This is a genomic window from Microbacterium sp., assembly GCF_040394595.1.
Lineage (GTDB): Bacteria > Actinomycetota > Actinomycetes > Actinomycetales > Microbacteriaceae > Microbacterium.
The window spans coordinates 13939-38438 of the sequence record NZ_JBEBSA010000010.1 but is presented as its reverse complement, the minus strand read 5'-3'; the positions used below and the strand labels follow the sequence as shown (position 1 = coordinate 38438).

Annotated in this window: 21 protein-coding genes and 1 pseudogene; 11 read left to right on the top strand and 11 right to left on the bottom strand. The window is 69.3% G+C overall.

The window, feature by feature from the left end; translation table 11 throughout:
• Positions 1-33: 33 nt before the first annotated feature.
• Complete coding sequence (locus ABWO84_RS11015; RefSeq protein WP_353114624.1) at positions 34-1671, bottom strand: flotillin domain-containing protein; 1638 nt, start codon at positions 1669-1671, stop codon at positions 34-36.
• A 130-nt stretch (positions 1672-1801) separates the two neighbouring features.
• On the bottom strand, positions 1802-2245 hold the full coding sequence (locus ABWO84_RS11010) for a MarR family winged helix-turn-helix transcriptional regulator (protein ID WP_353114623.1): 444 nt from the start codon (positions 2243-2245) through the stop codon (positions 1802-1804).
• Positions 2246-2564: 319 nt separating this feature from the next.
• Between ABWO84_RS11010 and ABWO84_RS11005 the strand changes: the two genes are divergently transcribed.
• The 4 genes from ABWO84_RS11005 to ABWO84_RS10990 all read left to right on the top strand — a co-directional run bounded on the left by ABWO84_RS11005 (position 2565) and on the right by ABWO84_RS10990 (position 6990).
• Positions 2565-4886, top strand: coding sequence for an Ig-like domain-containing protein (locus tag ABWO84_RS11005; RefSeq protein WP_353114622.1), 2322 nt, complete (start codon positions 2565-2567; stop codon positions 4884-4886).
• A gap of 176 nt (positions 4887-5062) precedes the next feature.
• Positions 5063-5476: a hypothetical protein gene (locus tag ABWO84_RS11000; protein ID WP_353114621.1), complete on the top strand. Its 414-nt coding sequence runs from the start codon at positions 5063-5065 to the stop codon at positions 5474-5476.
• A gap of 21 nt (positions 5477-5497) precedes the next feature.
• On the top strand, positions 5498-5944 hold the full coding sequence (locus tag ABWO84_RS10995) for an NUDIX hydrolase (protein WP_353114620.1): 447 nt from the start codon (positions 5498-5500) through the stop codon (positions 5942-5944).
• A gap of 38 nt (positions 5945-5982) precedes the next feature.
• Complete coding sequence (locus ABWO84_RS10990) at positions 5983-6990, top strand: DUF389 domain-containing protein (RefSeq protein ID WP_353114619.1); 1008 nt, start codon at positions 5983-5985, stop codon at positions 6988-6990.
• Positions 6991-7000: 10 nt separating this feature from the next.
• On the opposite strand, the gene ABWO84_RS10985 is transcribed toward ABWO84_RS10990, so the two are convergent.
• The 4 genes from ABWO84_RS10985 to ABWO84_RS10970 all read right to left on the bottom strand — a co-directional run bounded on the left by ABWO84_RS10985 (position 7001) and on the right by ABWO84_RS10970 (position 11775).
• Positions 7001-7537, bottom strand: a complete 537-nt coding sequence (locus ABWO84_RS10985; RefSeq protein WP_353114618.1) for a hypothetical protein — start codon at positions 7535-7537, stop codon at positions 7001-7003.
• Between the two features lie 10 nt (positions 7538-7547).
• Positions 7548-8816, bottom strand: coding sequence for an ammonium transporter (locus tag ABWO84_RS10980; protein ID WP_353114617.1), 1269 nt, complete (start codon positions 8814-8816; stop codon positions 7548-7550).
• A gap of 163 nt (positions 8817-8979) precedes the next feature.
• The gene (locus ABWO84_RS10975; protein ID WP_353114616.1) at positions 8980-10728 is read right to left on the bottom strand and encodes a sigma-70 family RNA polymerase sigma factor; all 1749 of its coding nucleotides are present in this window, start codon (positions 10726-10728) and stop codon (positions 8980-8982) included.
• Between the two features lie 168 nt (positions 10729-10896).
• Positions 10897-11775, bottom strand: a complete 879-nt coding sequence (locus tag ABWO84_RS10970) for an SDR family oxidoreductase (protein WP_353114615.1) — start codon at positions 11773-11775, stop codon at positions 10897-10899.
• A gap of 61 nt (positions 11776-11836) precedes the next feature.
• Here ABWO84_RS10970 and ABWO84_RS10965 point away from each other — a divergent pair, with 61 nt between their 5' ends.
• Both ABWO84_RS10965 and ABWO84_RS10960 read left to right on the top strand, forming a co-directional pair.
• Positions 11837-12442, top strand: a complete 606-nt coding sequence (locus ABWO84_RS10965; protein WP_353114614.1) for a TetR/AcrR family transcriptional regulator — start codon at positions 11837-11839, stop codon at positions 12440-12442.
• Between the two features lie 41 nt (positions 12443-12483).
• The gene (locus tag ABWO84_RS10960; RefSeq protein ID WP_353114613.1) at positions 12484-13167 is read left to right on the top strand and encodes a DUF998 domain-containing protein; all 684 of its coding nucleotides are present in this window, start codon (positions 12484-12486) and stop codon (positions 13165-13167) included.
• Positions 13168-13538: 371 nt separating this feature from the next.
• Here the strand turns inward: ABWO84_RS10960 and ABWO84_RS10955 are convergent, their stop codons facing one another.
• The 4 genes from ABWO84_RS10955 to ABWO84_RS10940 form a co-directional block, all read right to left on the bottom strand.
• Entirely contained in the window at positions 13539-14672 is a 1134-nt protein-coding gene (locus ABWO84_RS10955) for a hypothetical protein (RefSeq protein WP_353114612.1), read from the bottom strand.
• A gap of 207 nt (positions 14673-14879) precedes the next feature.
• Complete coding sequence (locus ABWO84_RS10950; protein ID WP_353114611.1) at positions 14880-16058, bottom strand: hypothetical protein; 1179 nt, start codon at positions 16056-16058, stop codon at positions 14880-14882.
• Positions 16059-16249: 191 nt separating this feature from the next.
• Positions 16250-16807, bottom strand: a complete 558-nt coding sequence (locus ABWO84_RS10945) for a hypothetical protein (protein ID WP_353114610.1) — start codon at positions 16805-16807, stop codon at positions 16250-16252.
• A gap of 154 nt (positions 16808-16961) precedes the next feature.
• Positions 16962-18416 carry a helix-turn-helix transcriptional regulator gene (locus ABWO84_RS10940; protein ID WP_353114609.1) on the bottom strand — a complete coding sequence of 485 codons (1455 nt, stop codon included), beginning with the start codon at positions 18414-18416 and terminating at the stop codon, positions 16962-16964.
• 295 nt (positions 18417-18711) lie between these two features.
• Between ABWO84_RS10940 and ABWO84_RS10935 the strand changes: the two genes are divergently transcribed.
• The gene (locus ABWO84_RS10935) at positions 18712-19647 is read left to right on the top strand and encodes an AraC family transcriptional regulator (protein ID WP_353114608.1); all 936 of its coding nucleotides are present in this window, start codon (positions 18712-18714) and stop codon (positions 19645-19647) included.
• On the opposite strand, the gene ABWO84_RS10930 is transcribed toward ABWO84_RS10935, so the two are convergent.
• Positions 19641-21158, bottom strand: a complete 1518-nt coding sequence (locus tag ABWO84_RS10930) for a helix-turn-helix transcriptional regulator (RefSeq protein ID WP_353114607.1) — start codon at positions 21156-21158, stop codon at positions 19641-19643. The two genes, ABWO84_RS10935 and ABWO84_RS10930, sit on opposite strands and share 7 nt — an antisense overlap.
• A 449-nt stretch (positions 21159-21607) precedes the next feature.
• Between ABWO84_RS10930 and ABWO84_RS10925 the strand changes: the two are divergent.
• The 4 genes and pseudogenes from ABWO84_RS10925 to ABWO84_RS10910 all read left to right on the top strand — a co-directional run.
• A pseudogene (locus ABWO84_RS10925) lies at positions 21608-22021 on the top strand (alpha/beta hydrolase); the annotation flags it as partial.
• Positions 22022-22041: 20 nt separating this feature from the next.
• Complete coding sequence (locus ABWO84_RS10920) at positions 22042-22410, top strand: alpha/beta hydrolase (protein ID WP_353114678.1); 369 nt, start codon at positions 22042-22044, stop codon at positions 22408-22410.
• Positions 22411-22450: 40 nt separating this feature from the next.
• Positions 22451-23182, top strand: a complete 732-nt coding sequence (locus ABWO84_RS10915; protein ID WP_353114606.1) for a glycerophosphodiester phosphodiesterase family protein — start codon at positions 22451-22453, stop codon at positions 23180-23182.
• Complete coding sequence (locus ABWO84_RS10910) at positions 23179-24459, top strand: MFS transporter (RefSeq protein WP_353114604.1); 1281 nt, start codon at positions 23179-23181, stop codon at positions 24457-24459. Before ABWO84_RS10915 ends, ABWO84_RS10910 begins: the two co-directional genes overlap by 4 nt.
• The last annotated feature ends 41 nt before the right edge of the window (positions 24460-24500 follow it).

Below are 24500 nucleotides of genomic sequence, written 5' to 3'. Positions count from 1 at the left end.
GGTGCGGAAGGGCGTCCCCTCTCTGAATGCGACTCAGGCGTCCGTGGTCGGCCCCGCGTCCGTGACAGCGGGTGCTGGCGGGGGAGGGGGCTGCCGGCGCGTCGTGCGGGGCGGGGTCCCGGCCCGGGTAGCGGTACGAGAGGCGTCCTCCGACTCGGCGAGCCCGGCGCCGAAGCCGCGACCGACGGCCTGGCCCTGGATGATCGCGGCGAGGTCGAGACCGGTCGCAGCGTTGACGCTGTCGAAGACCGCGCGCATCGCCTTGGCGTTGTCGCCACCGACCACGCTGGAGGCGCCGTCTTCGCCGGATCCGCCGATGATCGACACGTTGCCGATCGTCGCGTAGCCCTTGGCGAACTCGCCCATGATCGCAGGCAGGACCTCGAGCACGCGCTGGGAGAGGAAGGCCTCCTGGTTGGAGGCGATGGCCTTCGCCTCGGCCTCGACCGCATCGGCGCGGGCCTCACCCTCGGCACGGATCGCGTCCGCCTCTGCGGAGGCGCGCAGACGCCGGGCCTCCGCCTCGGCATCCGCCTGGGCGCGCAGTGCGTTCGCCTCACCGGTGGCCTTCGCCTCGGCGGCTGCGGCCTCACCGGCGGCGCGGGCCTTGTCGGCCTGGGCCTGCTGCTCGGCGATGCGAGTGCGGGCCTCGGCCTGCTTGACCTGCTCGATCGCGGCGGCCTCCGCGGCCTTCTCTCGGGTGAACAGATCGGCTTGTGCGCGGGTCTCCGCCTCATACCGCTGGGCGTCGGCGACGCGCTTGACGTCGGCGTCCAGCTGGGCCTGCTTGTTCTCGGCCTGCTGCTGGAGGACGGCCTGCTCCGCCTGCGCGCGGGCGAGCTGCTCCGCCTGCTCCGCCTCGGCGCGGGCCCGACCGACCCCGGCATCCGCGTTCGCGGTGTTGGTGTCGAGCGCCGTCTGCTCGACCAGGTTGGCCTCCTGGTTGGCGATGTTCTTCTGGTTGATCGCGCGGTCGGCGTTGGTCTGGGCGATCTCGGCGGCCTGACGTTTCGCCTGGATCTCCGGGGCGCCGAGCGACTGGATGTAGCCGACCTTGTCGGTGATCCCCTTGATCTGGAAGGAGTCGAGGATGAGGCCCTGCTCGGCGAGCTCCTGCGACACGTCGGCCGCGATCTGGTCGGAGAACTTCTTGCGCTCCCGCATCAGCTCGACGACGGACAGCGTCGCGACGATACCGCGGAGCGCCCCTTCGAGCTGTTCGGTGGTGAACTGCTCGATCGCCTTGTCCTGCGACGCGAATCGCTCGGCGGCACGCCGGACGAACACCGGGTCGGACCCGATCTTCACGATCGCGACGCCGTCGACGTTCAGCGTCACGTTGTCGAGGGACTGCGCCTCGGCGTTCAGGAGCACCTGGCGCGAACGCAGCGAGATGATCTCATGCCGCTGCGTGATCGGATTGACGAGCGACTTGCCGTTGACGATGACGGTGACGGGCGACTCGGCGGTCTCCGAGCGCGGAGTGCCGTCGGGCCCGAGCACGGTGTGCTGCACCTTCTGCTTGCGGCCGGAGATCACCAGCGCCTCGTCGGCGCGGGCGACCTTGATCCAGCTGCGTGCGAACAGCAGCAGGATGAGTCCGACGATGACGACGCCGACGATGACGATGCCGACGATGATCAGGATGCCGATGATTCCGGCGATCTCCATGGGTGCCCTCCCTCATTCCCCTGGGGTGTCCCCCCACCTTGCCAGAAGTGAGGAGCGCGGCGCGCGGCCTCGGCGCCGGAATCCGCCCCGACGTGGAGAAGTCGTCGGAGGTGTGGGCTGTGAACGGTGACTAGGAGGAGGGGGAGTCGGCGGAGCGCAGCTTCTCCGTGAGGATGTGCAGCGTGCGCAGCTCTTCGTCGTCGAGGCGGGACATGCGCTCGGCGATCGAACGCCCGTGCGTGGTGGCGAGCACGCGGAACGCGCGTGCGCCGGCATCCGTCGCCGTGACGAGGGAGCCGCGGCCGTCCTCGGGATCCGCGCATTTCGTGAGCAGGCCGCGCGCCACCATCCGGTCGACCAGGCGCGAGACGCTGGGCTGGCTGATGAGCATCTGCGCGGTGACGTCTCGGAGCCGCGCGGTCATCTCGCACGAACGCACGACGGTGAGGAGGACGTCGTATTCCGCCTGTGTGATGTCGGCCCCGTCGAAGTCGGTCACCATCTCGCCGAACAGCTCGTGCTGCGCGCGGAACAGGCTCTCCCATGCCTGCAGGGCGAGCTGTCTGTCGGTCATGGACTCAGCGTATCGCGCACATGGTGAGGGCCGGTCGGAGAGGCTACCGACCGGCCCTTGTCCCTTGCACCAAGAGTGTCCTGCAATCACATGCGGTGTATGCCACAGCAAACATTCACCGTGCGATCACTCTATAACGGGCAGGTAACGAATGCAACGGTTTGATCACGAAAATCTGCCGTGATGGTGCGGATCCCGTGGATCGGCGGCGTCGCCGGCTCTCGGCCGGCGTACAGATTCGGCCTGCGAACCTCACAGCCACCTGCTAAGTTTGGTCCGTTACGTGTAAAAAGACACCTGGGCCTTAGGGGGACAACCAGTGGCATCTACCAAACACAAGCGGCTGAGCGCTGCTCTGGCGGTCGTCGGAGCGGGCGTGCTGACGTTCGGAGGGGCAGCTCTTCCGGCGGCGGCCGCGGATTCCTCGGACAGCGCGGTCCAGCTCAAGACTTCCGTCGACAAGTACGAGCTCGCTGCCGCGCAGAGCGGCGACAGCGCGTCGGAGATCAAGAGCCTCGAGAAGGCCGGCCTGATCAGCGTCTCGGACCAGGGCTTCTTCTACTACAACGATGGTGCTCCGGACGCCCACAAGCTGTCCGAGCTCGGTCTTCCCAAGGCGCCGGAGGGCGCTCCCATCGCCGGTGACCCCGCCGGTGGCTCCCGTCCAGGCGCCCCCGTGACGGTCTACCTCGACTTCGACGGCGAGACCCTCACGAACAGGCACTGGAACACCGATTCCGGTATCCCCACCCTCAACTTCGCGCCGGCCAACGCGGTCACCGACCGTGCCAGCGTGTGGGCGGCCGTGGCCGAGGACTACGCGCCCTTCAACGTGAACGTCACGACGACGCGCCCCAGCGACGCGAAGCTCTACAAGACGTCGCCGACCGACAACGAGTACGGCTCGCACGTCATCATCACCGACTCGTACGACGACGTCCTGCCCGCCGCGGCAGGCAGCGGCGGCATCGCCTGGCTCGGCGGCACCGGCTCGCAGTACCTCGAGGGTGCGCTGGTGTTCACCAAGAACACGCAGGGCTCCCCGAAGCTCATCGCCGAGATCGCCTCGCACGAGTCGGGTCACAACTTCGGCCTCGCTCACGACGACATCCAGGGCTCCACTACGGGTGGGTACTACGTGCCGAAGTCGGGCGTGTGGGGCACCATCATGGGCGCCGCGTACTACGTGCCGCTCAGCCAGTGGTCGGCCGGCGCCTACGCCGGGGCGACCAACAAGGAGAACGACCTCGCGGTCATCACCGACCGCGGTTCGTCGCGGACGGTCGTCTACCCCACGCTGCCTGACGGTACGCCGTACACGAAGGACGGCATCTGCGTGCAGTCGGGTGACCCGCAGAACCCGAAGCCCGGCGACGTCTGGTTCGCTCTGGGCCCGAACGGAGGCTGCAACCCCGCAGGACCGCGCCTGACGCTGAACTTCAGCTACACCGACCGTGCGAGCTACGCGGCCGATCAGGTCGGCAACACGCCGGCGACGGCCAAGGCCCTCGACAACGCGTCCGGCACCTTCAAGGACGCCAGCGTGATCGAGCGCACCGACGATGTCGACGTGTTCGCGGTCACCACCGCGGGCGGCGCCTTCTCGGCCAACGTGGCGGTTGCTGACATCTCGCCGAACCTCGACGCGAAGCTGACGCTGACGGATGCTTCGGGCAAGGTCATCGCGCAGAACGACCCGGCCTCGGCTCGCGTGTCCGACAGCGTGGCCTCCGGCCTCAACGCGGCGGTCACCGCCAACGTCCCGGCAGGTACCTACTACCTCTCGGTCGACGGCGTCGGCTCGGGCAACCCCGCCTCGGCCACCCCGGACAACGCGAACGGCTACACCGAGTACGGCAGCCTGGGCAACTACACGCTGTCCGGCTCGGCCGCGCCGCTGAAGACCTCGCCCCTCGTGATCACCAGCCCCAGCCAGGGCGACGTGGTCACCGGCGGCTCCAAGGTCACCGTCACCGGCACCGCCACGCCCAACGCGACGGTCACCCTCACGGTCGGCGGCAAGGTCGTCGACACCGTGACGGCTGACGCGAACGGCAAGTGGACCGGCAGCGTCACCGCCAACAAGTACGGCGACACCGCCATCGTGGCCGCTCAGCGCCTCGACGACATCCAGGTCCCCGGTACCGCCACGGTCACCGTGAAGGCCGTCGTCGACGCCCCTGTGATCGTCAGCCCGGCTGACGGCTCGGAGACCAAGGACACGACCCCGACGGTCTCGGGCACCGGCATCCCCGGCGCCACGGTCACCGTCACCGTCGTGGCCAAGGACGGCTCCAAGGTCGCCGCGACGGCCAAGGTCGCCGCGAACGGCACCTGGAGCGTCGACCTGCTGACGCTGGTCCCCGGTGAGTACTCCGCGACCGCCACCCAGACCATCAACGGCGCCACCTCGGCTGCCTCGAACGCGAACGTCTTCACGGTCGTCAAGTCGAGCAACCCCGGCGGCGGCGACGGCGACGGAAACGGCGATGGAAACGGTGACGGCGGCGACAACCTCGCCACGACCGGTAGCGACTTCAACGCCTCGGTCTTCATGTTCCTGGCCGGCGGGCTCGTCCTGGCCGGTGGCGGAACGCTCGCCTTCGGTCTCCGTCGGCGGAAGGCCTCCGTCGAGAGCTGAGGAGCGATGAGCTCTGACGCCTCGTAGGCACAAGGGGGCGGGATCGCGAAAGCGATCCCGCCCCCTTCGCCGTATCCCGGTCGCGAGAGCGGACGCCGATCGTCCGGGAGAGACTCAGGAAGGCGTCGTAGGCTGAGCGCCACCGGAGACGCTTCGCTCCAAGAGAAGAAGACACGATGGGGAGGTCGGCTGTGGACGGGAACACGCAACGCTCACGCGGATGGTGGGTCATCGCGATCGCAGGAGCCGCGGCGGCCGTGGCCATCGTGATCGGCATCTGGGCGGCTCAGCAGTCGGGCGCCCCGGGCGCGGCCGCCCCGACGTCATCCGCCGGCACGACAGGATCTGATGTGAACAAGACGCCCGCAGGGAACGACGGCACGCTGGCCAGCTCCGGACTCACCGTGCTCGACAAGCCGCTGGGCGGCCAGGAGGCGATCGACGCCCTCGGCGAGAAGATCGAGATCGTGGCTGAGCGGAACGGTAAGACCGTCGACGAGATCAAGGAACTGCTGCTGCGCGACAAGACCGCCTCGATCTCGACCGGCGGCTTCATCCTCTACACGGACGACTTCGGCAAGAAGGGCTGACGCCTCGGGTAGCCTGATCGGATGTCGATCGATCGCAGTCGCATCCGTGTCAAGGCCATGCTCATCGCCGTGAACGGGGACGCCACCGCGCACGCGGTGAGCCTCAATGCGCCGACGGAGGAGAATCCGGACGGCTATCACCGTCTGATCGGCGGCAGCGTGGAACTCGGCGAGACCCATCGGACGGCGATCGCACGCGAGGTGGACGAGGAGCTGTCGGCGAAGATCCACGAGCTGCGCCATCTCGGCACGATCGAGAACATCTTCCGGATCGACGGCGAGGTCGGCCACGAGATCGTCTTCGTGTATGCCGGGCGTCTCGACCCCGAGCCGGCGCCCGAGGGTGCGACGCTCACCGAGAGCGACGGAAGCATCGTCCCGGTGGTCTGGCGTCCGCTCGACGACGACGACGCCGAAGAGCTGCCCCTCTACCCCGCGGGGGTCATGGAGCTGCTCGGCGCGGGGTGATCCTGTCGTGTACTCCGTCCTGAGAGCAGAATAGGACGATGCTCTCCGTTCGGGTCACCGTCCCCCGCGAGATCTCCGATCGTGTCCAGGAAACACTTGCCGAGGACCCGACCGTCTGCGACCTCGCTGTTCTGACGGGGGCGGCGATGGGCGGGCGGGGAGACCTCCTGCTCTTCGAGATGACGAGGGAGAACGCGAACAACGTCATGCGCGCCCTGCGGCATCTGGGCGTTCCCCGGGACGGGAGCATCGTCGTTTCCGAGCCCGTGGTGGTCGTCTCGGATGCTGCGGCGAAGGCCGAGGCGATCGCGCCCGGGCACCCGGCCGACGGCGTGCTGTGGGCCCAGCTGACCGCGAAGGCGGCGGAGGATGCGCGCCCGTCGGTCACCTTCTTCGTCTTCCTGCTGCTGGCGACCCTCATCGCCGGAGTCGGACGCCTCCTCGACCAGCCGATCCTCATCATCGGCGCGATGGTCGTCGGGCCGGAGTTCGCCCCGATCGCGGCGATGTCCTATGCGATCGTCCGTCGTCGAGCGGGGATCGTCGGACCGGCTCTCGGGACGCTGTTCGGCGGCTTCGCCGCGAGCGCGGCGATCGCCTGGGGCGTGTGGGCGGTGCTCTACGCGACGGGGGCGATCGACTTCCGGCAGGCGACCACGGGACCGGCGACGGACTTCATCGTCGCCCCGGACGCCTGGTCGTTCGTCATCGCCGTGCTCGCGGGGATCGCGGGTGTGCTCTCGTTGACCACGGCGAAGTCCTCCGCCCTGGTGGGCGTCTTCATCTCCATCACCACGGTCCCCGCCGTCGGCACGATCGGACTCACACTCGCTGTCGGCGCTTGGAGCGAGGCGACCGGCTCCGCGATCCAGCTCCTCGTCAACCTCGCCGGACTGCTCGTCGCCGGGGTCGCCACCCTCTTCGTGCAGCTCCATGCCGGACGCTGGCTGGGGCTACGAGCCGCGCGGCTGCGCCGCCGGACCCCTCGCCGCAGCACGTCGCGGGTGCGGATGCTCCGCATCGGCGACGACGGGCCGGTGCGGTGATCGCACCGGTTCAGCCCGAGACCACGAGGAGACGGGCATCGGCGGCGGTGACGATCCTCGCGGGGTCCTCGTCGAGCACGAGCGCGTCCATGCTCCCCGCCACGGTGCCGGCGACGCCCGCCCACCCCGATCTGACGATGACGGCGTGCGTCCTCTCGGGCAGTTCCGCGGTGCCGTGGAGACCGGAGAACGAGAGGGTCGGAGCATCGCCCACGCTCGAGAGCACGACGATCCGACTGAGCTTCGTGACGGGCAGCTCAGGGCGATGGAGCTCGACGCTCGACCCGACGTAGGTGAGGACGTCCTCCCGGCGGAGGGCGAGGGCCCGGGGCCCCACACTCACCTGGGGTCCGCCGAGCCCTGCGAGGAGGTGGGTCGCATCTCCTCGCAGGGTCAGGGATCCGGCCGATCCGCGGAGCTCGACGAGCTGCAGGATCCAGGAACGTCCTCGGTCCTCGCCCTGTGACGCGACGATTTCCCGCGTGTGCCCCGCCCCGGCCGGCAACCGGCGTCGTGGCAGGTCCCGCAAGCGCGAGAGCCGGATCATGGTCGCCCCGTCAGCTCTTGGCCCCGGCGAGGACGTACCCCTCTTCGCCGTGCACGACCGTGTCGATGCCGGCGATCTCGTCCTCGCTCTTCACCCGGAAGCCGAGGGATCTGTCCACCAGCCATCCGATCGCGAAGGCGAGGACGAAGGAGTAGACGAGGACGGTGACCGCCGCGATCGCCTGGGCGGCGAGCTGTGCCAGGCTGCCGCTGTAGATCAGTCCGGTCCCGTTGGCGAAGAAGCCCAGGTAGAGGGTCCCGATGAGCCCTCCGACGAGGTGGATGCCGACCACGTCGAGGGAGTCGTCGAAGCCGAACCGGTACTTCAGCTCGACGGCGAGAGGGCAGATAGCGCCGGCGATCGCGCCGAGCACCACGGCCCAGATCGGCGTCACCGAGGCGCAGGCGGGCGTGATGGCGACGAGGCCGGCGACCGCGCCGGAGGCTGCACCGACCGAGGTGGGCTTGCCGTCGCGGATCTTCTCGACCACGAGCCAGGCGAGGAGGGCCGCCGCGGGGGCCGCGATCGTGTTCACGAATGCGACCGCTGCCGTGCCGTCGGCGGCGAGCTCGGAGCCCGCGTTGAACCCGAACCAGCCGAACCACAGCAGTCCGGCACCGAGGAGGACGAACGGCGGGTTGTGCGGCACGTGCACGCCCTTCTGGAACCCGATGCGACGGCCGAGCACGAGGGCGAGTGCGAGCGCCGCGGCTCCGGCGTTGATGTGCACCGCCGTGCCGCCGGCGAAGTCGATCGCGCCGACCCCCAACCAGCCCTGCAGGCCGTGCGTGATCCACCCGCCGTAGGCGAAGCTGCCGTCGTCGGCGAGGCCGAAGTTGAACACCCAGCTCGCCACCGGGAAGTAGACGACGGTCGCCCAGACGGCCGCGAAGACCATCCAGGCGCCGAACTTCGCCCGGTCGGCGATGGCGCCGGAGATGAGGGCGACCGTGATGATCGCGAAGGTCGCCTGGAAGGCGACGAAGGCGAGCGGCGGATAGGCGGCGCCCTCGGGCGTCTCCAGCAGCTTCGCGAGCCCCAGCGAGCCCCAGTCGATCGACCAGGGCGCGACCGTGCCCTGGTCGCCGGGGAAGGCGATCGCGTAGCCGAACACCACCCACAGCACGCCGATCAGCCCGATCGCACCGAAGCTCAGCATCATCATGCTGATCACGCTCTTGGCCTTGACCAGGCCGCCGTAGAAGAAGGCCAGGCCGGGTGTCATCAGCAGCACGAGCGCCGCTGAGATCAATACGAAGGCCGTGTTTCCCTGATCCATCGTCGTACCGCTCCTCTCGGGTGGGACGCGCCGGAGGCGTCCTGTGCGCTCAGCCTGGCAGCACGCTGTTTCGCTCCCGTGTGCGGCGTGTTTCGAGAGGGTTTCGTGCCTGTCGCGCGGTGTGAACTCCTGATTTCGAGCGTGTCGGAACGGGGGACAGGGGTCAGAGGTCGTCGATCTCGAAGGTCAGGTCGCCGCGGGGGTTGGCGGGATGGTCCGGGTCGAAGACAGTGACATAGGTCGCGTAGCCCGGGCCCAGATAGTCGTCCTCCAGCGCATGGAAGAGGAAGTAGTACCAGCCCCGGGAGGTGAGACGGAGACGCTTCTTGGCGTACCCGTTCGCATCGAGGGAGATGAACGCCTCATTGCCGAGCGTGCTGACGTAGATGCGGCCGTTCGGCGGGCCGGTGATCTCGATGACGATACCGGTCGTGCGCGCCTCGGCGTAGTCCATGCTCAACGAAGGGTTCACGTCTTCGAAGCCCTTCACGATGAGAGGGCGCACGGTGAACGACCCGATGGTCGCGATCGACTGCGTGGTCGCGTCGAACGCCCAGACGCGGTACTCGTAGGTGCCCTCCGGCAGTTCGAGGGGACGGATGTCGAAGGTCCAGCCTCCGTCTGCGGCGACCGGCGGGGTGTAGCGTTCGGTGCCGACCTCGATCGCCACGCTGCTGCCCGGGGTCGTGCGCCCGGCGACCACGGGCGAGAAGTATCCCGTGGTCTCGCCCGGCGTGGTGACGCCGGGCGAGAGAGCGTCGTCCGACGTGCCCGGATCGGGCGTCGTGGGATCGGCGGGCTTGGGCGGAACCGGGAAGGGCGGGGTGTTCCCGGACGACTCGTCCGTGAAGTCGATGTCGTCGATCCCGTCGTCCCTCACCCCGCGACCGTTGTCGGGGCCGGGGGCCGGGGGAACCGTCGTCACGGACGGGACCGGCTCGCCGCCGGGGTCCTGGGCGCCTGCCTCGGCATCCGGGGTCAGGGACGTGAGAGCCGCCGCCGACGACGGAGGGAGCTCGACAACCGGCGCGAGCACCATGAGCGACACCACCAGGCCTCCGGCGGTGGCGGCGCTGAGGCCACCCGCGATGAGCCAGGAGAGAAGGCCCGTGCCGGTGGCGGCGGCCGCCGTGCCGGACGATAGGGAGAGGCCGGCGGGGACCCCTGCGCCGAGCGCGCCGACGAGGGCCGCGGACAGGGCGCCGCCGCGCATCCGACCTCCGGCGTGCCGGAGGTCTGCGAGCAGACGGTCGCAGGTCAGGCACACCGCGACGTGGGCGGCGACCTCTGCGGCGATCGCCGCGTTCCCTGGGGTGGTGAGGTGCTGCGGGAGGAGGCGGGCGACGTGAGACGGGTCGGTGCGGAGTGCCTCGGGGACCTGGCGGGTGAGCCACTGGAGCTTCATCCCCGCTCGTGCGCGGATCTGCAGGGCGGAGACGGCGTTGGGCTTGATGCCGAGCTCGCGAGCGATTTCCGACCGTCCGACCTCGGCGACCTCGGAGAGCCAGAGCACTCGCTGCCACCGGTCGGGAAGGGCCTGGAACGCCGAGAGCACGATCTCGGCGTCCGCGTCCCGCTCCGCCGCGCTCAACCCGTCGCGGTGGTCCACCTGCTCCAGCTCGTCCTGCGTGATGACTTGGTTCGCCTCTTTGCCCCACTTGATCGCGTTGTTGCGGATGACGGCTTTCAGGTAGGAACGGAACGCGAACGTGGGCCCCTTCGGCGTCGTCGTGAGCTGCGCGTACACCGCGAGGAACGACTCCGAGACCAGATCCTCTGCACGGGACGGCGACTGATGGTGCGCGTACCTCAGTGCGGCGTCGAAGTGGCGGCGCCAGAGCGCCTCATAGGCGCGCTGATCCCCTCCGCGCACCGCGACCAGCAACTCCGCGTCACTACGACCCTCGACCATGGTTTCCTCCCAGAAAGGCGTGCCCGCGCCTCCACGATCGGATCCGCTTCCCCAGGGCGGGAGAGCATCATCCGTCGCGCGTTAAGGAGTCGGGTTCCCCGGGGGAGTGACGCCAGGAGGCAGAAATATTCTGGCATTCTGCATGAGGTGGGAGGCGCCGGAAGGAGCTCAGCTGTCGGTGAGGGAGCGGAAATAGTCGCCGAGGCGATGTGTACCGGTAGGAGCGCCCACCGAATCGCACTGCATCCCTTCGAGGAAGAACCTGGTCAGAGAAGAAGGTCGCGGTCCGATCCGGTCCGCGATCCAGATCGCGGACGATCCGAGACTCCGGGGGAGCGCGGTGTAGCGGGGTCTCCGGCCGATGGTGCGGAATGCCAGGTCGACGATCTCCCGGTAGGTGAGGGCTTCAGGGCCACCGACGTCCCAGGAGCCCGCAGGACCGTCGAGCCGGTCGGCGCAGTACGCGGCGAGATCCGCACCGTGGATCGGGGAGAGCCGCACGGACCCGTCGCCGAGACCGATGCCCATGCCGCGGCGGGCGAGATCGTGGATCTCGGTGAGGTCGGAGAAGTAGCCCGAGGGGTTGACGATGAGCGGGGTGATCCGACTGCGACGCAGCGTCTCCATGAAGGCGTGCTTCGCACGGGCGACGGCGGACGTCCCGAGGCTCGCATTCATGACGCCGACATAGAGGAAGGATGACGGCCGCGCTGCCTCTGCGAGCTCGAGGTAACGGAGGTTCATCCCCCAGTCGACCGCCCACGGATCGGCCTTCTGCCGGGTCACGCCCAGTGTGGAGACGACATGATCGACGCCCTCCATCAGCATTCCGTCGCGATCGGCATCGGCGGGGTCGTGGGCGATGATCCATTCGTCGACGAGCCCGGCCAGTGCCGGGGCGTCGTGGGCTCCGGGTCGCTCCGCCCCTTGCCGGTCCCGCACGACGGCGCGGATGCAGTGTCCGCGCGCATGCAACTGGGCGGCGAGATGCCTTCCGATGTAGCCGGTCGCGCCGAGCATGAGGACGGTCTTCGCACCGGAGGTCATGGTGCTCCATTCATGTACTAGGTGGTTCAGGAATAGAATACACCCGGGAGGAAGGTGATCCATGGCGAGACCGCGTAGGCCGTTCGGCGAGGACCGGGCCCGGGTCCTGTTCGCCGAGACGGCGGACGAAGTTCTGGCTCGCGGCTACGAGGGCGCATCGCTGAATGCGATCCTCGAGCGCAGCGGAGTGGCGAAGAGCTCGTTCTATCACTACTTCGACGACAAGGCGGGGCTCTTCGACGCACTCGTCCGCGAGTACGGCGCGGCGTTCGACGCAGAGATCGGGGTGGACGTGCCTATGCTCGCGCCGCGGGGGCCGGAGGTGTCGATCGACGCCCTTGCGGCACGTCTCGTCGCTGCGGCGAAGAAGGATCCGCGGACGCTCGTGCTTGGGCGCATCCTCGCTGTTCCCGACGTGCCCAGGACCCCTGCGGTTGCCGGTTTCACCCTGTCCCTCATGCATCGTATGCTCCGTGCCCTCCTTCTCTGGCGAGGTCGAGGCGAGGTGTCGGCAGTCCTTCCGCTGCGGCTCCAGTTCCTCTCGCTCCTCGCCGTCGTCCGCGTCGCCGATCAGTGGGTGCTCGCGCAGGGCGTCACAGAGGAGTCGGCCGCGCAGGCCGCCGCCCTCATCCACGGGGTGCTTCGCGTGGACGCGGCGAGACGCTGACTTCGGGTGCATGACGTCGCACGGGCGTGGACAATGGATGTATGCGCGTACAGAATCGACGGTATCCCTCCCTCTCCTCGCACGATCCGTTCCCCCGCACGGTCGGACTGCTGTGGATGCTCGCCCCGCTCTGGTATCTGCTGTGCGAGGCGGTGGCCGCCGCCGGCTTCCGAGGGTACGACTACGCGACGTTCTACATCAGCGACCTCGGCGTCCCCGATCAGGCGGAGTTCCAGGGACGCGCCCTCGCCTCCGGTCTCCCCGCGGTGATGAATGCCGGATTCATCGGCACCGGGGTGCTCTTCCTGCTCGGAGTGGTCCTGCTTGCACCGAGGCTGAGCGGATGGTCGGGCGCGGTGTTCGTGGTGCTCGGCACCGTCCACGCGGCGGGCATCGTGTTCGTGGGTCTGGTTCCCGGGTCGCCGTCGAACGAGCGGCTCGGCTTCATCGTGATCCACGCCCTGGGTGCCGTGGCCGCGATCCTCGGTGGCAACCTCGCGGCGATCGTCTCGCGCTGGGCGCTGCGACCGACCGGCCTTCGACGCTCCGTGCTTCTCCGGGGACCGGTCTTCGGCGCCCTGGGCATCCTCAGCGGCGTCCTCCTGGCCCTGCACGCCGGGCTTCCCGACGGAGTCTGGGAGCGTGGTTCGGTCTACGCCTTCCTGACCTGGCAGCTGCTGCTCGGGTTCTCTCTGATGCGCCGTGGCGCGGATCCCCGCGAATGAGGTCGATCAGCGCGAGCGGACGACGGGCCGTGTGAAGGCGAAGAAGGGCCGGATCGCTCTGGGAAGACGATCCGGCCCTTCTTTCTGTCATCATCGGGCGATGACGACGTTCGTCGCCAGGGTCTCTCGGTCGGAGCGGGGCGTCTCTGTTGCGGATTCCCTGACGACGGACCCCTGTGCGTGGCACTGCTTTCCGGGATCTGCGCTCAATCTCTCAGGTTCCCTCTGCAGCGTCGAGGCGCACCGGAGATTTGGCCCCATACCCGTTGCCGCGTTCCCATATGCGCATGGGCGTGACGGGATCACCGAGGACCCACCCTCCGCGCAGGGGTGGCGTGGGCGCTCGACGGGCAGGACATCCGAGCCGGTGATCAGGCCGGGCAGGGCTCGTAGACGAAGGTCACCGTGACGTAGCCGTTCGATCCGGCAGGCGCATCCTGGCTGGTTCGGGTGCTCGCGAGCTCCGGAGGGATGTAGCTCGAGCCGCCGCCTCCGCCCGAGCCGCCGTAGATCCTGCTGCCGCTGGGGACGCCATTGGTCCACGTGTCGGCCTGCTGATAGGCATGACCGCCTCCGCCACCGGCATAGCCGCCACCACCGCCTCCGCCCATGTAGCTTCGCAGGCCGTCGTAGACGAAGAATCCGCCGCGACCGCCGTTGCCGTTGTTCCCCGGGTTGCCGGCTCCGTAGAACTCGAACTGCGCGGCGTCGGGGCTCATGCCGCCGGCCCCTTGACCGCCGCCGATACCGCCGCCGGCTCCGCCGCGGATGCCGCTCCACCGCGCTCCGGTCCAGGTGTTGCCCCATGAGGCGATCTCTCCAGAGGTCCCCCACTGTCCGGTGGAGCCGACCGCACCGCCGTTGCCCCAGTAGTTGTTCGTCTCGGGGTCGCCCACGATCGACTTCGCCCCGTTGCCGTAGGGGCGGTTGCCCGACACCTGGCCGCCGCCGCCTCCGCCACCGCCACCGGCGATGATCCAGAGGCCGGTGCCGATGATGCCGAGCCCTGACGATCCGCCGCCGCTGCCGCCGTTGGAGAACCGCTCGTTCGCCGCTCCCATCGCGGCGGCGCCACCGTTCGTGTAGCCGTAGCCGCCGCGCAGGCTCTGCCCCATCTCGCCCGCAACCAGCCGCACCGTGGTGCTGCCCTGGAGGAGCGCCGCGGGGATCGTCCCGATGATCCGCCGTCCCGCGCCGCCCTGCCCGAGGTCGTGCCCGGACTGCACGTTCGCCCCGCCGCCGCGTCCGGCACCTCCCACGATGACGTACTGGACCTCTTTCAAGCGGTCACGGTTGGGGATCACGATCGACTCGTCGCCGCGTGCTCCGCCGGAGGGCGAGACCGTCCGAGTGACGTTGCGGAGCGGGGCGCACGACACCGCCTGTGCGGGCACGGCCACCGCCGCTGCCACGATCGGCACCGACCACGCGGCCCCCTTCAGCACGGTCCGCCGATGTGGCGATGCCGCCTTCTCGGGTTCCGGCGCAGATGTGTTCTCGTCCATGAGGTTGTCTCCTGGTCTCCTGGTCTTCGGTCTTCGCGGAGGGGGTGTTCGAATCCGCGTGCAATCAGGAGACCAGACGGGTCTCACGTCATGACGTGCAGGGTGTCAATCTGGCCCCATTTGAGGTGGTGTTTGTTCCCATTTGCGGAGGTCGTCATGGACGGGTGCGGGCGTGCCCGTGCCAGGGCGCAGGCACGCCCGCAGCGGTCAGGACCAGGTGATGGTCACGGAGCCCGGATTGCCGTCCAGCGTGTAGAGCCGCGGACGCGCCGGATCCAACGGGCGCTCCACGGTGCGCGGGGTCGGCGACTGCGCGATGCTGGTCGGATACGGGACGGTGACCGTCCCGTTCACGGCCGAGGCGCCCGGGGTCGCGCCGCCGTAGTAGTTCGACCCCGCACCGCCGGCTGCTCCGCCGGCCGCGACGTTGACGGTGCCGGTCGCCGTCGCCCAGGTGATGGCGCCGCTTCCGCCGCCCGCCCAGCCGCCGCCTCCACCGCCGGAGCCGAACGCGCTCGTTCCCGTTCCCTTGTCGAGATAGGCCGAGGGCACACCGTCTCCGCCCACATAGCCGGCGCCGGGCTTGCCGTTCGCCCCGCCGACGGTCACGTTGCCGCTTCCGCCCGGTCCCTGGCTCCAGGTGCCGCCGGCTCCGGGCGCGGTGCTCGTGGCGCCGCCACCCCCTCCGGCCGCGTGGACGGCGTGACCGGGCGAGGTCTCCTGCACTCCTCCGCGTCCCCCCTGCTGCGCCACGACTCCCGCCGCGCCGCCGATGTGGCCGGCGCCGTCGGGGTTGTAGGTCGCGAAGTTCACGCCGCCGCCGCCGCTGAAGGCCAGGTTGGTGCCCGCGCCGCCGCCGCCGCCGGCGAGCACGAGCGGATTGTTCACACCGCTCCAGCCCGCTCCGAGCATGATCGCCGATCCCGCTCCTCCTCCTCCGCCCAGCATGCGGCCGTCGACGTTGCCGCCGACCCCGCCGTTGCCGAAGCCGGTCGCGCGGACGACCGACTGAGGGTTGCTGTCGTAGTAGCCTGAGCCCTGGCCGCCGCCGCCGGCCACGAGCGTCAGCGTCTCGCCGCCGCTCACGAGGAAGGTCCCGGTGATCGCCGCCCCGGCGCCGCTCTCCGATCCGCCTCCGTTGCCGCCGATCACCGTGTAGGTCACCGTCGTCGCGCAGGCGGGCAGCGTGACGGACTGCATCGTGTGATGTGTTCCGGTCCCGCTGATCGTCAGCGTCCCGCTCTTGGCGCATCCGGGGGATGCGGCGTGCGCCGGCACGGCGACCGCCGCGGCGACGATGGGGACCGACCACGCCGCCCCTTTCAGAACGGTGCGCCGGTGCGGCTCGCGCACGACGGTCGGCTCGGTCTTGGTCATATCGTTCATTGCAACTGCTCCCTGTCTCCGGACACCGAGGGGTCGGGGTCCGGTAGGAGAGAGCGCTGCGGGCGGGGCTCATGACACGGCGATCATCGTTCAAGCCCCGTTTTCGTGTATTGCCGTTCCCTTTTCGGGGGAACGAAGAAGGTCGTCCTGACGGGATGATCCCGTCAGGACGACCTCGTGGCCCGGACGCCTCAGCCGGGGATGTTCTCCTTGTCGAAAGAGACGTCGGCGTACACGTCGATGCCGTAGTCACCGACCTGGGTGACGGTGTTGCTGCCGTCCAGCCGGTAGGTGCCGTTCGCCGTCAGGATGAACGTCTGGTGCATGCTGTAGGCGCCGCCGCTGAAGTTCGGGATGACGCTCGAAGGAACCGGGTTGGGGGTGATCGGAAGCACGAGGGATTCGCCGGGCCCCAGCGTCCTCGTGCCGAGAGCGACCTGCGAGATGTAGACCCGCTGCTGGCGGTCGAGGACCTTTGTCGCCGCGATGCCGTCGACGAGATACGGCGACGAGTCGAAGGGGTAGTTGTACACCTGGTAGCTGACGTAGAGCGGGCCGCTCCAGGTGCAGTCGGTGCCGGTGTTGGTGACGACGAGGTTCGTGCCGCTGACCGTGTAGGTGAGGACACCGGGGCTCGTGCAGGCCAGCGACGCCGCATAGGCGGGCGTCGCCGCGACCGCGGCGATCACCGGCAGCGACCAGGCCGCCCCCTTGACGATGGTCCGCCGGGAGTGCAGCGATTCGGTCATTGATCCTCCAGATTCGATGGTGTTACGGTGCCCAGAGCCGAAGGCCTGACACGTGTGCAGGATTCATCGAATCGGCTGGCTGCCCCCGTGTCGCACGGGCAGGGCAGGTGCGGCCCCATATCCGTCTCGGGCGTGTTCCCATTGACGTCCGACGTCAGCGCTCGTAGTAGCCGACCGTCGTCAGGCGGATGACGGCGTCGTGCCGGGATGACACCGAGAGCTTGCGGTAGATCGCGCGGGTGTGCGTCTTCACGGTATTCATCGAGAGATGGAGGTGCTCGGCGATCTGTGCGAAGTCCAGCGGCGACGCGAGGGCATCGGCGACGTCGCGTTCACGACGAGAGAGCATCTCGATCGGCGGCGGCACGGGCCGGGAAGCCGCGGCGGGGACGAACGCCTGGAGGTGGCCGCGAACCCTCGGCAGCAGATGCTCGGGCGCGAGCGCGTGCTCCACGATGATGTCCAGCAGGCGCTGAGCATCGGACGAGGGGAGGGCGGTGAGTCCGGGGAGCGGCGCATCCTGGGCGGATGCCCCGAAGGCGACGGCGTCGCGGATCAGCCTCGTCGCCGCCTCGCTCTGACCGAGACGGAGCTGCGCCGCGGCCCGGACGAGGAGCACCATCGGGAAGGTCAGGAGGTTGTGGTCCACCCTCCTCCGCATGCAGTCCTGCGTCTCGAAGAGCGCTTGTGACGGGTCGCCGATGTGCAGTTGCGTCGCCGCGCGGATCACGGCGGGGCAGGAGAGGTGATGGGCATCCGGACGCTCATCGCGGAGCAGCCCCCTCGCGCGCAGCGGCTCGCCGCGCTGCAGCAGGATCGTCGCTTGCAGGCGCAGGGCGAAGTCGCGCACGAAGGGCAGGGGTGCTGCGACCCCGAGGCCCTGGCCGATCCGCGAGGCGATCGCCAGCGCCCGGCTGTCGTCTCCGGAAGCCCAGCTCCGCGACGCATCGAGCACCTCCACGAGGACGCGCAGAACGGGACGACGGGTGGAGGCCTCGACCGTCGCGAGAATCAGCCTCCCGAGGCGCTCGGCGTCCTGTCTCCGGATGGCCTCGACGGCGCGGGCGAGCAGCGCGAAAGGGTCGCAGAACTCTTCGGGCCATCCTTCCGACGAGTGGATCGCACGACCGTGGACGAGCACCGCCTCCGCGTCGGCGAATTGACCGTTCGCGGCATGGCTCGCCGCGAGCAGCCCCAGGGAACGGTAAAGCCAAGGCGCGTCGCCGGCGGAGACGGCCAGTTCGTGCGCGCGGTGGGCGCAGCGTGAGGCGTGCGCCGTGTCGCCGACGGACAGCATCGCCTCCGCAGCGGCGGCGGCGAAGGCGAGCGGCATCGTCGAGGCGGGTGTGCGGCGGACCGATGTCGCCATGGACTCCGAGATCGCCTCGCCGCTCCGGACCATCGCCATGAGTTTCGCCGCAGCGAGAAGGTCGTGTGCCTCGGCGCGGCTGAGGCGTAGACGCTCCCTCACCTCCGCCCGGAGGTCGACCCCGCCGGGCAGCGCCGACTCCACCATCGCGGTCGCGGCCTGGTGCATCCGCTCCGTGGACGTCCTTCGCACCCGTTCTCCGGGGCTCGTCATCGCCTCGCCGAGAACAGACATCGTCATGGGGCCTCCTCGTCGACGGCCCTCGAGGACGCGCCGTCACCCTGCGAGACGGCGAAAGTCGAGGGCGATCACGGCTCTTTCGCGAAGTGGCCCCGTCTTCGCGTCGACGGGTTCCCTTTTCTTCCCAGACCCCGCGGGCACGTCTGTTTGTTCGTTCCGGGGTGAGTGCAGGGTGGCACGCGGAGGAACGTGGGGTGAGTATGTCCGTCACCCTCCCGTCCGGGCTGCAAGATCGTCGCCGACGGGCTGCATCCGGGCATCCCGCCAGACGAAGTCGGGGCATGGGGTGATCGCCATGGGGAGAGCGGCGATCCATCGTCGTCTTGAGCTCAAGGGCGAAGACGCGGTGGAGTGGTTCGCGGTACGGGGCTGGGACGTACTCAGCACGAGCAGCAACGTGCTGCATCTGTTCGCGGACGAGCTGATCACGAACACGGTCGCGGTGCGGCGCATCTGGCACAGCCCGGTCAGCCTCGGGCGTACGCCGCGGTCCTCGGGGCGGACGGCCGCACTCACGCACTCCCTGCTGTTCCAGGTGAACAATCAGGTCCAGATCACCTCCGGTGGTGGGACGACCGAGCTCCGCAAGTACGGCACCGCCGTCTTCCCGTTGTCGGTCACCTCGCGGGTGCAGTCCACACGGGCGACCGCCCGCATCGAGATCGACCTGTCGATCCCGGCTGCGGCGGGGACGTCCGGTCTTGTCGCCCTCCACGCCGTGCACGAGCCGTTGCAGACCTGGCATGTCGCGACCTCTCTGGTGAACGCGGTGCTGAACTCCGAGGTCGATGTGGCGGACGCGCCGTTCGCGAGCATCCGATCCTCCCTGGAGTCGGCGGCGCTCAGCGTGGTCGCCGAGACGTATGCCAATGCCAGAGCGGTCCGCCCGCTACGCAGCGACGAGCTCTACGAGGAGGCGCTCGGCGCCATCCGAGACGGCTCCCATGACACGGAGTTCACCGTGGAGGAGCTCGCCAGACGTCTGCTCATCTCGCGACGCTATCTGGCGCGGGTGTTCGCGCAGCGCGGGACGAGTCCCCGTGCCGTGCTGCGCGAGACGCGGGCGTCGAGGGCTCGTCGGCTGATCGATCTCCAGGGCGACGCGGCGGATCTCGAACAGGTCGCCGCTCTCGCCGGCTTCAGCTCGTCCCGGACCCTCCGAGAGGCATTGCGGGCCACCGCGACGGCGGAGGCGATGCCGTTCGGCGTCGCGCGAAAAGACGCTCACTGAAGTCCGGCGCGGCGTAGGGCTTCTTCGCGGGTGCGAACACCGAGTTTGCGGTAGACGGTCCTCAAGTGCGACTTGACGGTGTTGACCGAGAGGAACAGCGCTTCCGCGGTGGCCTTCACCGATTCGTGGACCCGAAGCGCGGAGAGCACCTCGATCTCACGATCGGTCAGCCGGAACCCGCCGGCGGCGTACGGGCGATCGGGCAGGTCCTTCGCAACGATGCCGCTGCCGATGATCAGCTCCCTGGTGCGGGGGTCCGCCTCCATGATCGCCTGGAGGTCGCCTCGGCGGCGGACGGCGGCGGCCGCCGCAACGGCGAAGCGGTCGGCGTCGTCGTCGTCGGAGACCCGGTCCAGGGCTGCGCGCAGCGCGAGCCAGGAGCCCGGGGCAGTGGCGCGGGGAAGGCCGTCGGGCGCATCGACGGGGAGCAGCGCCCGAGCGGCAGGGGCATCGCCGAGCAGCATCTGCAGGCGGGCGCGTGAGAGCACGGCGAGGGGATGCTCCACAGACGGCTCGCGATGCGCGTCGACGGCGCGGTGCAGGTCGCCCTGCGCCTGGTACAGATCGCTGAGATCGGCGAGGAGCACGGTGCGGATGAGGGTGCGCGGCGGCGCCATCACCGCCTTCTCATCGAGCAGATGCTCCAGACGCTCGGCGGCGACCGCGGGGTCGCCCCAGTACAGAGCGTGTCGCGCCCGGAGATGCGCGGCGACCCACCAGAGCTCATCGTCGTCGATGCCCGCATCGAATCCGCCGATCGCCCTCTCCAGGCCTTCCGCGTCCAGCCTCGCGAGCGCGGCGAAGGCGGGCAGCATCAGCGATGCGCCCTCGTAGACGTATGCATACGACCCCATCGGATGCCGGCGCCTTCCGGCCCACGGGGCCTGCACCGAGGCGGCGAGCACCGGGTCGCCGGAGAGATGCAGGGCGAGCGCGAGGTAGTTGGACGCGTGGTCGTACGCCGGATGAGGAGGGCCGATGCTGGACCATCGGCGAGCCTCGGCGAAGGCCGAGATCGCCCCGCGGACGTCGCCGAGGAAGAGGCGTGTCGTGCCCATCGGGATGTAGACGCTCGGCATGATGTCGTCGAGCCCGCGGTAGTCATCGGCCTCGACGGTCAGCCGCTCGATCCGCTCGAGCACGGCGGGAGCCTCGTCGAAGAGTCCGAGCAGCCTCACGTACTGCAGCCGGGACGCCTCCAGCAGGATGGTGTCGCGTGGCAATGGATGCTCCTGCGATTCGACCCAGCGCGCGTACTCCGCGAGCTCCTCGCCGTCGGGTACGGAGTAGCGACCCGTCACCGCCTGGTAGACGGCTGCGAAATAGCGCTGGCGCGGATGCGCGAGCAGCCACTCCCGGGGGAAGGCGGCGAACACCTCGGGCCAGACGTCGGGACGGGCGAGACCGACGCGCTGCACGTACTTCTCGGTCAGCGGGACGAGTCCGTCCCAGTCCTGGGCGTCCACGAGGCGTCGAATCTCGCGAACGATCTCGTCAGGGCTGTCTTTCATAGGACCTGAATATTAGCCCTCCGGGATACCCGCTTCCGCGATCGGTTCCAAGGGGAATCGCCCAACGCGGGAATGGGGCCGAAATCGCTTTCGTGGTTCCGCGATCGTCGCGGGAACGGACATGCTTGTGCGAAGGGTCTCATCCGTCCTTCGACGGACGTGATGTCCCCTGTCATCGGCTTCGGAGGTCTGTCCCCACCGAAAGGCCATGGCGATGCGGTGAAGATCCGGGGGGATCTTCACCGCATCGAAGGGGACCGGGTCGTCATCGACCTCCCCACCGTCGAGGCGGTGCGAATGCCGCGATTCTTCACGCCGAAATTCATCCTCGGATTCACCCTCGAATTCACCTTGGTCGGAGGTTGTCCCGGCGACGGCCACTCGGCAGGGTGGACTCGTGCGGGTCAGAGTCGACCCGCACAGGAGAGACGCAGGAGAGAGCACGACCGATGGGCACACGAGACGTCCTTCTGATCCACGGCACCTGGGCCAACGGCGGCTATTGGGAGGACTTCGGCGCAGAGCTGGCCGCTCAGGGGTACACGGTGCATGCTCCCACCCTTCCGCATCACGGCAAGGCCTCGGAGATGGACGTTCGGGTCAGTGCCCGCGAGGTCGCCAAGCTCGGGCTTCCCGAGAACGTCGCGTTCCTCCGCCGCCTCGTCGAGCAGATGGAGACTCCGCCGATCATCGTCGGGCACTCCCTGGGATGCCTCTATGCTCAGCTTCTCGCCGTCGAGGTGGACACGCCCGGCATGGTCCTGATCGGCAGCGCTCCGGCGGCGGGGATCTTCGCCGAGTATCCGACCACCGTCGCGCTCTGGCTCCGCTATCTTCCCCGGTGGCTCGCCGGTGCGCCGATGCCGCCGGTGTCGCGGAAAGCATGGAACAGGTACATCTGCAACACGGTCCCCCGGCGCTCGCCGACGCGTGGTACGAAGACCTCTGCGCGGAGTCGGGCAAGGTCTATCGCCAGATGGCCCTGTGGTTCCTCGACCCCCGTCGCCGCGCCAGGGTCGACTTCGCCAAGATCGACGCACCCGTCCTCGTCATCGCGGGAGAGAAGGACAGGTGCTGCACGCCTGCGATGAATCGCGCCACGGCCCGGCGGTACGGCGACCGGGGCACCTATGTCGAGATCCCCGGTTCGGACCACATGATGACGGCGGGTCCGGTGATGCCGCAGACGCTCGGTCATATCCACCGCTGGGCCGAGGAGCACGGAATCGCGCCCGCCGGGTGTCGCTCCTGATGCTCGCCGCCTTCGCCGCCGTCCTCCTGAAAGGTCGATCATGACGCTCATCTGGGCCCATGCGGGTGCGGGCACGTTCTCCTCCTCGAACACGATCGAGGCGTTCGAGCTCGCGATCGAACAGGGGGCCGACGGGCTCGAGCTCGATGTGCACATGACGCGCGACGGCCGTGTGGTCTGCCGCCATGACGAGACCGTCGACCTTCCGTCGGGCGTCCGTGTCTTCATCCGGGACCTCAGCGGAGAGGAGGTCGGCGCGGTCGACCTCGGAGAGGGACGCCGCATCCCCGAGCTCGCGCAGGTGCTCTCGCTGCTCGCCGGGACCGATCTCGCCCTGAACGTCGAGGTGAAGAACGGGCCTGTGCTGTACCCCGGGATCGAGGAGGCGGTGCTCGCGACGGTCGCGGCCGCGCGCGAGGAGAGGGCCGTGGTCTACTCCTCGTTCAACCACTACACGCTGCTCCGGCTGCGCGAGCTCTCGCCCGGGGCGCTCATCGCCCCGCTCTACACCGAGGCGCTCGTCGACCCCTGGCTGTATGCGCAGCACCTCGGCGCCGACGCGCTGCATCCGTTCCACGCCACGCTGGCGGCCCCGGGCGTGCTCGACGGCTTCCGGGAGGCCGGAGTGAGCGTGCGCGCGTGGACTGTCAACGAGCCAGAGGATCTGCGCCGGCTCATCTCGGCGGGCGTGGACGCCGTCATCACCGACGAGCCCGCGATCGCGCGGCGGATCGGGGCAGAGATCGCCGCAGAGTCCGGCGTGCCGCGATGAGCACGGTCAGGGACCCGGCGCCGACGCTCGGCGGGACGGCGGTGACGCTCGTCGGTTCCGGGTTCTTCGCGGTCTCGGCCGCCATGGCCGTGTTCAACGCCTACATGCCGCTGATGCTCGATGCAGCGGGGCTCACGACCGCGGCGATCGGCGTGGTGATGGCTCTCGACAACGTCTTCGGCGTGACCGTCCAGCCCCTCGCGGGCATGGTCTCCGATCACGTCCGCTCACCGTGGGGGCGCCGTATCCCGTTCGCGATGGTGATGGCGCCGGTCAGCGCACTTGCGCTCCTGCTCCTCCCTTGGGGCGCTGGATGGGGTGTCGGGGCGCTCGTCGGCCTCGTCGTTCTCTACACGGTCACGATGGCCGGATGGCGCGCGCCGATCGTCGCCCTCATGCCCGATCTGGTGGAGTCGAAGGGGCGCTCCCGCGCCAACGGCATCATCAATGTCATGGGGGCGCTCGGATCGGCGCTGATCTTCGCCACAGGGGGGATGCTGCTCCGCGGTTTCGGCTATCAGGGGCCGTTCACGGTCGCCGCTGTGCTGGTGGCCGTCGCGGTGCTCGTGCTGGTGCTCTGCGTCAGGGAGCCGGCGTCGTACCGCAGCCGGCGCTTCTCGATGGCGCCCGTCGGCGGCGGGCGCGGGGAACGGGGGATGCTCGCCCGCGCGCTCACGCCGCCCAGCCGGCTGGGGCTGTCCGGGCCGCAGCGGCGGAGCCTCGTGCTGATCCTCGTCGTCATCTTCGTGTACACGATCGGCGCCAACGCGGTGGAGACGTTCATGACCCTCTACCTGACGCGCGAGCGCGGGGTGGCCGCCGACCAGGTCACCGCGCTTCTGCTGCCGTATCTGGCCGCCGGACTGCTCTGGGCGGTCCCGGCCGGCCTGCTCGGGCAGAGGTTCGGACGGCGTCCGTCGATCGGCGTCGCGCTCGCCGGGGCGATCGTCCTCTTCCTCGTCCTGGTCTCCGTCGACGAGGTCGGGGTGCTGATGGCGCTCCTCCCGCTCTACGGCGCGCTCTGGATCACGATCGTCGTGAACGCCCTTCCGCTGGTGCTCGAGATGGGAGGGCGCCTGCACACCGGCACGATGACGGCGTACTACTACCTCGCGACCGGGTTCGGATCGATCGCCGGCCCGATCGGCTTCGGCGTGCTCCGGGACGCCACAGGCAGCTACGGCGGCATGTTCTGGTGGGCAGCCGGCGCGTTCCTCTTGGCCGGGCTGTTCCTGACCCGCGTGCGTCATGGCGAGGCATCGCCGTCCGAGGGGTGAGGAGCGCAGCCCATGTCGGCGCCTGCGGGTACAGTCGCGAC